This window comes from Microbulbifer sp. (assembly GCF_051659245.1).
In the GTDB taxonomy this organism is placed as follows: Bacteria; Pseudomonadota; Gammaproteobacteria; order Pseudomonadales; family Cellvibrionaceae; genus Microbulbifer.
This window is the reverse complement of the sequence record NZ_JBOFOC010000065.1, coordinates 1-9004: the sequence shown is the minus strand read 5'-3', so window position 1 is coordinate 9004 and position 9004 is coordinate 1. Positions and strand designations below refer to the sequence as shown.

Annotated in this window: 10 protein-coding genes; 2 read left to right on the top strand and 8 right to left on the bottom strand. The window is 59.5% G+C overall.

The window, feature by feature from the left end:
* Positions 1–182: 182 nt before the first annotated feature.
* Entirely contained in the window at positions 183–419 is a 237-nt protein-coding gene (locus ACRC0P_RS06455; protein ID WP_438629078.1) for a UPF0175 family protein, read from the bottom strand.
* Between the two features lie 177 nt (positions 420–596).
* A complete protein-coding gene (locus tag ACRC0P_RS06450; protein ID WP_438629076.1) occupies positions 597–1193 on the bottom strand; it encodes a tRNA-uridine aminocarboxypropyltransferase in 597 nt (198 codons plus the stop codon).
* A 2-nt stretch (positions 1194–1195) separates the two neighbouring features.
* On the opposite strand from ACRC0P_RS06450, the gene ACRC0P_RS06445 reads away from it, so the two are divergent.
* Complete coding sequence (locus ACRC0P_RS06445) at positions 1196–1654, top strand: GNAT family N-acetyltransferase (protein ID WP_438629074.1); 459 nt, start codon at positions 1196–1198, stop codon at positions 1652–1654.
* A gap of 467 nt (positions 1655–2121) precedes the next feature.
* A complete protein-coding gene (locus ACRC0P_RS06440) occupies positions 2122–2601 on the top strand; it encodes a DUF4234 domain-containing protein (protein ID WP_438629072.1) in 480 nt (159 codons plus the stop codon).
* On the opposite strand, the gene ACRC0P_RS06435 is transcribed toward ACRC0P_RS06440, so the two are convergent.
* The 6 genes from ACRC0P_RS06435 to acnD all read right to left on the bottom strand — a co-directional run bounded on the left by ACRC0P_RS06435 (position 2587) and on the right by acnD (position 8815).
* A complete protein-coding gene (locus ACRC0P_RS06435; RefSeq protein WP_438629070.1) occupies positions 2587–2919 on the bottom strand; it encodes a PrpF domain-containing protein in 333 nt (110 codons plus the stop codon). The two genes, ACRC0P_RS06440 and ACRC0P_RS06435, sit on opposite strands and share 15 nt — an antisense overlap.
* Positions 2814–3167, bottom strand: a complete 354-nt coding sequence (locus tag ACRC0P_RS06430; protein ID WP_438629068.1) for a PrpF domain-containing protein — start codon at positions 3165–3167, stop codon at positions 2814–2816. The genes ACRC0P_RS06435 and ACRC0P_RS06430 overlap by 106 nt, the downstream gene beginning before the upstream one ends.
* 107 nt (positions 3168–3274) lie before the next feature.
* A complete protein-coding gene (locus tag ACRC0P_RS06425; RefSeq protein ID WP_438629066.1) occupies positions 3275–4300 on the bottom strand; it encodes an ATP-binding protein in 1026 nt (341 codons plus the stop codon).
* Between the two features lie 57 nt (positions 4301–4357).
* Positions 4358–4651 carry an AlbA family DNA-binding domain-containing protein gene (locus ACRC0P_RS06420; protein WP_438629064.1) on the bottom strand — a complete coding sequence of 98 codons (294 nt, stop codon included), beginning with the start codon at positions 4649–4651 and terminating at the stop codon, positions 4358–4360.
* A 141-nt stretch (positions 4652–4792) separates the two neighbouring features.
* The gene (gene prpF, locus ACRC0P_RS06415) at positions 4793–5980 is read right to left on the bottom strand and encodes a 2-methylaconitate cis-trans isomerase PrpF (protein WP_438629062.1); all 1188 of its coding nucleotides are present in this window, start codon (positions 5978–5980) and stop codon (positions 4793–4795) included.
* A 225-nt stretch (positions 5981–6205) separates the two neighbouring features.
* Positions 6206–8815, bottom strand: coding sequence for a Fe/S-dependent 2-methylisocitrate dehydratase AcnD (gene acnD, locus ACRC0P_RS06410; RefSeq protein ID WP_438629060.1), 2610 nt, complete (start codon positions 8813–8815; stop codon positions 6206–6208).
* Positions 8816–9004 lie beyond the last annotated feature (189 nt).

Genomic DNA, 9004 nt, shown 5'->3' with positions numbered 1-9004 from the left:
AGGATTCATACAGGCTGGCCCTCCGTGGTTGGTGTTTTGTTTAGGCGCAATTAGCCTATCACGGAACCAGCCTTCTTTTATGAATCTCAAAAATTCCTCTTATCTTTCAATTAGTTACGCTTAAGTCAGCGCCATTCGGGTCAGACCCCATTGATCCAACGATCTTCCCCGGGGCGTTCATATTAAAAATCCTTTAAACTTTTCAAGTCCGTTTCCAGGTCATCCTCGTCGTAGTTGATGAACTGTCCGTACTTACCCAAGATACCGTGGAATTCAATTTCCGAGGTGCCGGTGATTTTTCCTCCTTGAACGCCATTAATTTTTTCCAGCTTGTATAGAGCTATCGCCAGAACCTCCAGCAATTCTTTCTCGCTAAGACCTAAACACTCGGCAACTTCGTCATTTACATCCAATTTCATAAATCTTACTCCCTTGAAGACAATCACTGCCACAATCGTTTCGCATCGTCCTATAATGGACCAAGGGTCGGGAAATCTTACCCACCCCTCCATCAGAATCCGTGCGCCGTGAATCATGATGGCTTTCGTCTACGATTTCGGGTTCCGAGCTTGAGCCGCAGGCTTCCATATAGAGTCTCAATTATCCTCGGATTTTTCTGGCTCAAAATTGGCTTTTTGCAGCGCAATCATCTTTTCAAATGGCCGCAGCATGAGCTTAAAATCCCGCTCCGGCTCCAGTTGCTGCATAGTTATCACAATGCTTTCCAACGTCGACAGGCTGTTCGCAAGCGAGGAATGCCGAATCTGGTAGTTGGAGCCCCCCTCTCCTGCCAAGCTGATCCGGGGCAACTGCTGCAGCGCCGGGTGGAGGTGGAGTATTTTCTTGGACTTCCGCCAAGTAGCGTCGATCACCACCAGTTGTTCCAGGTCCTCGGGCTGCAGCGTGCCAGGCTCCATCTGCTCTACTTCCGGCAGCCAGCTCAGGGAGGGATAGAGCAAGGCCGATTTGGGTTTCAGCAGCTGTGCCAGCTCGGCCTCGGACAGGCTCTCCGCCACCACCAGCTCACTATTCTTCAGGCACAGGTGCGCCATACGCCCGGTGTTGAACGGGTGCTTCTGTTCCAGGGGGTGCTGTATGATCAGCACCTCAATTCGATTGGCGATCTCGACCAGTGCGCTGCAGTAGCAGACCTTCAGCGGGCGTTGGCAGGTTGGGCAGGTTTGGCGCGGCATAGATGACTGAAGATCAGGATTTTTCGGGGCACTCATTCTCGGCGCAGTGGCTTTCCGAGGCGGAGATGCCGTTGGCCAACAAATTCTACCGTATGCACAAATTCCGCGGCAAAGCGCGGCGGAATGAGCCGTGTATGGTCGTTCGGGGCACTCAGGGGCAAATTGTCGCCTGTGGCTGTCTGAGGAAGCTGGCGGATTGCCAGTTGCTGGCGGGGGTGGCTGTGGCGGAGGCGTTCCGTGGTCGGGGTGTGGCGCGGCTGTTGTTGAGGGGTATGGCGGAGGCGTTTGACGGGAGTACTTTTACCTTTCCATACAGGCATTTGGTGCCATTCTACGAATCTTTGGGGTTTGTGGCGGTTGATGAGGTGGGGCAGCCTTCTGCGATCGTTGACCGCTTCCAGACCTACGTGGAACAGGGACGGGATATTCTGATAATGAGATATCAAGGGGCGCCGCGGTAATTTGCGAAGCCCGTTGATTCCGGCGGGTTCAGCGGTACTGGATGCCGGATCAAGTCCGGTATGACGAGTATTAAAGGACTCGGACCCGAATGGCACAAGTAAGCCCCGAGCTGCTCCTGCCCCTGTGGACTGCGCTGTAGGAGCCTGCTTGCAGGCGAACATTCCCGGTGCCTTGCCGAGACCTCAATTCGCCTGCAAGCAGGCTCCTACAGGGGGCTTCCGCTTAACTTAGTACCATTCGGCTCGGACCCGGCTTTCCACCGTTGGCCGCTTCCAGACCTACCTGAAACAGGGACGGATATCGTGGTGCAGCGGTGGGATAACTCCCACAGAACTTTGTTTCCACGGTTCTACAAGCCGAATGACCAAGGTATCGGCCTGTGGTACGCTTTGGTGGAAGCTGACGCCAACCCCTATGAGTAGAAGGTCGGCACGGCGCAAAAAAACAAGATCAAAGGAGCCTTCCGATGGAATCCAATCCGTATAGTGCACCAACTTCCGAACTGACTGCCGCAACTGATGATCTCATTTCCGGCGACTTCCAGCGCTTCAGCGCCTGGTGGGTATTTATTCTCTCAATTGTTACCCTGGGAATTTACCCTGTTTACTGGATTTGCACCCGCGCCCGAGTGGTCAACCGCATCCACGACAATCCGATCGCTCCCGCCTGGTTCTACCTGATGGCAATATTCTGTGCACTGACCTTCTTGGCAGGGGTTATCATCCCTGAGATGGGCGCTTTTTACACGATAGTGTACATCGGCTATATAGTGACTTACCTCGCGAGCCTGTTCAAAGTCAGAAACCGCCTGCAGGATCTCATGAGCAAGAGCACCGGCTCGGCCTATCGCCTGGGTCCGGTGATGACTTTCCTGTTCAACAGTATCTATTTGCAATACAAAATCAACGAGTATATCGACCAGCGCCAGCAATCAGCTGACAAGTAACCCATTCCGGGCGTTTCCCTTTGCCGCACGGCTTCGCGCGGCAATTGGCAAATGCGGCCGGCGCACCCGTGGGGCGGGAAATCCCGCCCTTCTCTCCTTAGAATGAGTCGCCTGGGACACCCGCACCCGCCCCTCCATCAGAATCCGCGCACTGCGGCTCATAATGGCCTTGGTGGCGGTCCACTGGCCGTTGGTGACTTCCGCCTCCGCACCTACACGCAAGGTTCCGGACGGGTGGCCGAAGGTGACAGCGTTGCGCTCCCCTCCTCCGGCGGCCAGATTGACCAGGGTGCCGGGGATGGCGGCGGCGGTGCCCATATCATGGCGTGGTTCAGTTTGCCCATGGATAGGGCGCGCACCAGCAGGTCGATATCACCGGCCGCGACTTGCTTACCGCTGGATGCCGTACAGCCCCTGGGCGGCGCGACGAAGGCGACCTTGGGGGTATGCTGGCGGTTGGCTGCATCCTCGACCTTTCCGATCAGGCCCATTTCCGCGGCGCCATAAGCACGAATAGCTTCGAACATAGCCAGGGCCTTGTCGTCGCTGTTGATGGCTTCCTGCAACTCGGTACCTCTGTAGCCGATCTCGTCGGCGTTACAGCGTGCCTTCCAGGGTCAGGCTGGGCAGGTTGACTGCGCTTTTGGCTCGGCGTTTTACCAGTTTTTTCATATCAGTCGATGACTTCCCAATAGCCGCCTTTGGTGGGTCCGACATGGCGGAGCCTGCCGGCGCGCTTGAGGTGCGTCAGGTGGTACTTGACCCCGTCGGCACTAAGCCCGCTGGCCTCAGCCAGTGCTTTGGTAGTGGTGTATGGGTTCTGCCGCAATAGCGCCAGCAGCCGCTCCCGGGTAGTTTCTTGGGTAGTTTCTTGGGTAGTTTCTTGGGTAGTTTCTTGGGTAGTTTCTTGGGTAGTTTCTTGGGTAGTTTCCGATGTTTCCTTGGTGCTTCCAGGCACCGGCTGCTTGGCCGTGGGGCGCCAGAAGCTGGTCACGAACAGGCCCGCCACTTCCCGGAATTCCACATCCGGGGCATTTTCCAGGATCAGGGGCATGCCCCGACCCCAGGCTTCCACCAGATGTATACGGCGCAACAAGTCGGCCACCAGAGGGTTGCGCCGGCGGGACACATTGCCCCGGCGCAGGTCTGCCAGGGTCAGGTTATCGTAGAGGCCACCGGGGTTGCGGATTTCCACCCGGTCCCGGTAAACAGCGATCTGGACGTAATCGGGATCGCGCCAGTCGCGGTGGCAGAAGGCGTTGATGATGGCTTCACGCAGGGCTTCGCGGGAGATCTCGGGCACATCCACACGTTTCAAACCCTCCAGCGCCATGCCGATGTGGATGTTTTTGAGAATGTATTTTTCCGCTTCTTCAATCAGCTCCAGGATATCGCCGCTGAAATCATGGCGGTCGATGATCGTGGCGCTGGTGTCGGTGGCAAATACGGCACAGCGCAACTGCGCCGGTTGATCGCCGAAGAACAGGCGCGCGGCGTTCACCGGACGGCCCTGATTAAGCAGGCCGAGCTTTTCCAGCGCGTTTTGTGCGCTGTCCCAAGGCAGGTCTGCATTTTCCAGGAAGCGACGAATTTTGCTTTCATCCAGCGCCTGTATGGGCGTGGCACAGGGCTCGTTATCCCAGCGCAGTGCGGCTCGGTTCTGTTGCAGTATCAGTGTTTCCAGTTCTCGGGCACTCATTTGCCGGTCTTCGTCGGCAACGCGAAGGTAGGCGCGGCCGTAGGCGAAATAGGGTTTTTACTGGCCTCTGGCCTGGACCCGCAGGCAGGATTTTTGTGCTATCGCCTGCCGGGTAATTTCCGGATAGATCTTCGGTTCAATGTGGGCTGATACCGCCTGGGAAACATCCCGCAGGGTCTTCTCGGTTATCGACAGCCCCACTGGCTCGCCATTGGGGGCAATGCCAAACCACAGTTCGGCTTCACCGTGCTTGTTGAGCATGGCAGCAAGGGAAATCAGCCCCTGCTTGAGTTCAGCCAGAGACTTCTTAAATTCAACAGTTTCCGTTTCTGTATTGGGCAGGTCAGTCATACTCAGAGCGCATCCGGCAGCAGCACATACACGCCGATGACATCCATCGGCAAACAGGAATGGACACTGTACTGGCCTACATCGCGGGCTGCAATTTGCGGCCCCCTTGTTTCGTCCGCTTCAGGGGTGATGGATGCCGGATCAAGTCCGGCATGACGACGGGTCGGGGACTCTTACCCACCCTTCCATCAAGATCCGCGCACTGCGGCTCATAATGGCCTTGGTGGCGGTCCACTGGCCGTTGTTGACTTCCGCTTCCGCACCTACACGCAAGGTTCCGGACGGGTGGCCGAAGGTGACGGCGTTGCGCTCCCCTCCTCCGGCGGCCAGATTGACCAGGGTGCCGGGGATGGCGGCGGCGGTGCCGATGGCGACGGCGGCGGTGCCCATCATGGCGTGGTGCAGTTTGCCCATGGACAGGGCGCGCACCAGCAGGTCGATATCACCGGTCGCGACTTCCTTATCGCTGGATGCCGTATAGCCCTTTGGTGGCGCAACGAAAGCGATCTTGGGGGTATGCTGGCGGTTGGCTGCATCCTCGACCTTTGCGATCAGGCCCATTTCCACTGCGCCATAAGCACGAATAGCTTCGAACATGGCCAGAGCCTTGTCGTCGCTGTTGATGGCTTCCTGCAGTTCCGTTCCCGTGTAGCCGATTTCGTCGGCATTGACGAAAATCGTCGGGATGCCGGCGTTGATCATGGTGGCTTTCAGGGTTCCGACGCCGGGCACTTCCAGTTCGTCTACCAGGTTGCCGGTGGGGAACATCGCTCCCTCTCCGTCCGCCGGGTCCATAAATTCGATCTGTACCTCGGCCGCCGGGAAGGTGACGCCGTCCAGTTCGAAGTCGCCGGTCTCCTGCACTTCGCCGTTGGTGATGGGCACGTGGGCGATGATGGTTTTGTGGATGTTGGCCTGCCAGATGCGCACGGTGCAGATACCGTTTTCCGGAATGCGTTCGGGATCGACGAAGCCGCTGTTGATGGCGAAGGCGCCTACCGCCGCGGTGAGGTTGCCGCAGTTGCCGGACCAGTCGACGAAGGGCTTGTCGATGGAGACCTGGCCGAACAGGTAATCGACATCGTGATCGGCGCGCTCGCTCTTGGAGAGGATCACGGTTTTGCTGGTGCTGGAGGTGGCGCCGCCCATGCCGTCGATCTGTTTGCCGTAGGGGTCGGGGCTGCCGATGACGCGCAGCAGGAGTTTGTCGCGGGCTTGGCCGGGGACCTGGGTGGATTGCGGCAGGTCTTGGAGGCGGAAGAAGACGCCTTTGCTGGTGCCGCCGCGCATGTAGGTGGCGGGGATTTTGATTTGGGGTTTGTGGGTCATAGGGAAATCGTTTGGTTGTTGGGCTTCGATTGGTGCCCCCTCCCCCGGCCCCTCCCCCGCAAGCGGGAGAGGGGGGGAAGAGGTCGGCTTCGATTGGCGCCCCCTCCCCCGGCCCCTCCCCCGCAAGCGGGAGAGGGGAGGAAGAGGTCGGCTTCGATTGGCTTCCCCTCTCCCCGGAGGTGAGAGGGCGTAATCGCCTGCAGGGCAGGCTCCCACAGGTGCCGGTTAAGCTGCTCCTTCCGCTTCGAGAAAGTCCTTGGCGAAGCGTTGCAGGACGCCGCCGGCTTCGTAGATGGAGACCTCCTCCTGGGTGTCCAGGCGGCAGGTTACCGGTACGTCGATGCTCTCGCCGTTCTTGTGATGGATGATCAACGTCAGGGTTGCGCGCGGGGTGCGTTCGCCGATGACGTCGTAGGTCTCGGTGCCGTCCAGGCCCAGGGTCTTGCGGGTGGTGCCAGGCTGGAATTCCAGCGGCAGCACGCCCATGCCGATCAGGTTGGTGCGGTGGATGCGCTCGAAGCCCTCGGCGACGATCGCTTCCACACCGGCCAGGCGCACGCCCTTTGCCGCCCAGTCGCGGGAGGAGCCCTGGCCGTAGTCGGCGCCGGCGACGATGATCAGTGGCTGTTTGCGCTCCATATAAGTCTCGATAGCTTCCCACATGCGGGTCACCTGCCCTTCCGGCTCGATGCGTGCCAGTGAGCCCTGCTTCACCTGGCCGTTTTCGTCGCGGACCATTTCGTTCAGCAGTTTGGGGTTGGCGAAGGTGGCGCGCTGGGCGGTCAGGTGGTCGCCGCGGTGGGTGGCGTAGGAGTTGAAGTCCTCCTCCGGCAGGCCCATCTTCGCCAGGTATTCGCCGGCAGCGCTGCTGGCCAGGATCGCGTTGGATGGGGACAGGTGGTCGGTGGTGATGTTGTCACCGAGGACTGCCAGCGGGCGCATGCCTTTCAGTGCGCGCTCTCCCGCCAGAGCGCCTTCCCAGTACGGGGGGCGGCGGATATAGGTGCTCATCGGGCGCCAGTCGTACAGTGGTTCGGCCTTCTCGCTCTCACCCTTCTCCAGGTCGAACATCGGGATATAGACGTCGCGGAACTGCTGCGGCTTGACGCTCCGCTTCACGATCGCGTCGATCTCTTCGTCGCTCGGCCAGATATCTTTCAGCGTGATCGGGTTGCCGTCTTTGTCATGGCCCAACACATCCTTCTCGATATCGAAACGCATGGTGCCGGCAATTGCATAGGCGACTACCAGGGGCGGCGAGGCCAGGAAGGCCTGCTTGGCGTAGGGGTGGATGCGGCCGTCGAAGTTGCGGTTGCCGGACAGCACCGCCGTCGCATAGAGATCGCGCTCGATCACTTCCTTTTGAATAGCCGGGTCGAGCGCGCCGCTCATGCCGTTGCAGGTGGTGCAGGCAAAGGCGACCACGCCGAAGCCCAGCTGTTGCAGTTCCGGCAGCAGGTCGGCCTCTTCCAGGTACATTTTTACGGTCTTGGAGCCCGGTGCCAAAGAGGTTTTCACCCAGGGCTTGCGGGTCAGGCCCAGCTTGTTGGCGTTGCGGGCGATCAGGCCGGCGGCGATCATATTGCGCGGATTGCTGGTGTTGGTGCAGCTGGTAATCGCGGCGATGATTACGGCACCGTCGGGCATCAGGCCCTCTTTTTCCTTCCACTCCTCTCTCCATTCCTTGGCGATACCGCGGTTGGCCAGTTCGGATACCGGCAGCAGCGCGTGCGGGTTGGACGGGCCGGCCAGGTTGCGGCCTACGGAGGATAGGTCGAACTTCAGTACCCGCTCGTATTCGGCTTCTTTGAGTGTGTCCGCCCAGAGGCCGGTTTCCTTTGCAAATTTCTCCACCAGAGCCACCTGCTCGTCGTCGCGGCCGGTGAGCTTCAGGTAGTCGATGGTCTGCTCATCGATCGAGAACATGGCCGCGGTGGCGCCGTACTCGGGGGTCATGTTGGAGATGGTGGCGCGGTCGCCCAGGGTCAGGTTGGAGGCGCCCTCGCCGAAGAATTCCAGGTAGGCGCCGACCACGCGCTCGCGGCGTAGGAATTCGGTCAGCGCCAGTACCAGGTCGGTGCTGGTAATGCCCGGCTGCAGTTTGCCGGTCAGTTCGACGCCGATGATATCGGGCAGGCGCATGTAAGAGGCACGGCCGAGCATTACGCTCTCGGCTTCGAGGCCGCCGACCCCTACTGAAATGACACCCAGTGCGTCCACCATCGGGGTGTGGCTGTCGGTGCCGACGCAGGTATCCGGGAAAGCCACGCCGTCTCTTACCTGCACCACCGGGGACATTTTTTCCAGGTTGATCTGGTGCATGATGCCGTTGCCGGGCGGGATGACGTCGACGTTTTCGAAGGCGGTCTTGGTCCAGTTGATAAAGTGGAAGCGGTCTTCGTTGCGGCGCTCTTCGATCGCGCGGTTTTTTTCGAAGGCGTCTTTTTCGAAGCCGCCGTGTTCGACCGCCAGTGAGTGGTCGACGATCAGCTGGGTCGGCACCACCGGGTTGACCTTGGATGGGTCGCCGCCCTTTTCGGCAATGGCATCCCGCAGGCCGGCGAGATCCACCAGGGCGGTCTGGCCGAGAATATCGTGGCAGACTACACGGGCCGGGAACCAGGGGAAATCCAGTTCGCGTTTGCGCTCGATAATCTGTTTCAGGGAGTCGGTGAGTTCTTCCGGCTCGCAGCGGCGCACGAGGTTTTCCGCCAGGATGCGCGAGGTGTAGGGCAGCTTGGCGTAGGTGCCGGGGTGGATGGCGTTTACGGCGGCGCGGGTGTCGAAGTAATCGAGGTTCGTGCCGGGTAGTGGCTTGCGGTATTTGGTGTTCATGATTTGGTGGTACTTCTGGGGAGACTCAGCACCCGCTTTCATCTGTAGGATGGGCAAAGCGCAGCGTGCCCATCTGCATGGCGTGATGGGCACGCTGCGCTTTGCCCATCCTACGAAGTGTGAATCGCCGGGAACGCGGAGCTCCAGCTTCGCAATTCATCGGCGGGCCTGCGGCCCGCAAGCGGAGCT

Excerpts from the sequence above, each read along its gene's own strand:
- ACRC0P_RS06440 (WP_438629072.1), top strand. The coding sequence starts at position 2,122 with ATGGAATCCAATCCGTATAGTGCACCAACTTCCGAACTGACTGCCGCA.
- ACRC0P_RS06435 (WP_438629070.1), bottom strand. The coding sequence starts at position 2,919 with ATGGGCACCGCCGCCGCCATCCCCGGCACCCTGGTCAATCTGGCCGCC.
- ACRC0P_RS06450 (WP_438629076.1), bottom strand. The coding sequence starts at position 1,193 with ATGCCGCGCCAAACCTGCCCAACCTGCCAACGCCCGCTGAAGGTCTGC.
- prpF (WP_438629062.1), bottom strand. The coding sequence starts at position 5,980 with ATGACCCACAAACCCCAAATCAAAATCCCCGCCACCTACATGCGCGGC.
- ACRC0P_RS06455 (WP_438629078.1), bottom strand. The coding sequence starts at position 419 with ATGAAATTGGATGTAAATGACGAAGTTGCCGAGTGTTTAGGTCTTAGC.
- ACRC0P_RS06445 (WP_438629074.1), top strand. The coding sequence starts at position 1,196 with ATGACTGAAGATCAGGATTTTTCGGGGCACTCATTCTCGGCGCAGTGG.
- ACRC0P_RS06420 (WP_438629064.1), bottom strand. The coding sequence starts at position 4,651 with ATGACTGACCTGCCCAATACAGAAACGGAAACTGTTGAATTTAAGAAG.
- acnD (WP_438629060.1), bottom strand. The coding sequence starts at position 8,815 with ATGAACACCAAATACCGCAAGCCACTACCCGGCACGAACCTCGATTAC.
- ACRC0P_RS06425 (WP_438629066.1), bottom strand. The coding sequence starts at position 4,300 with ATGAGTGCCCGAGAACTGGAAACACTGATACTGCAACAGAACCGAGCC.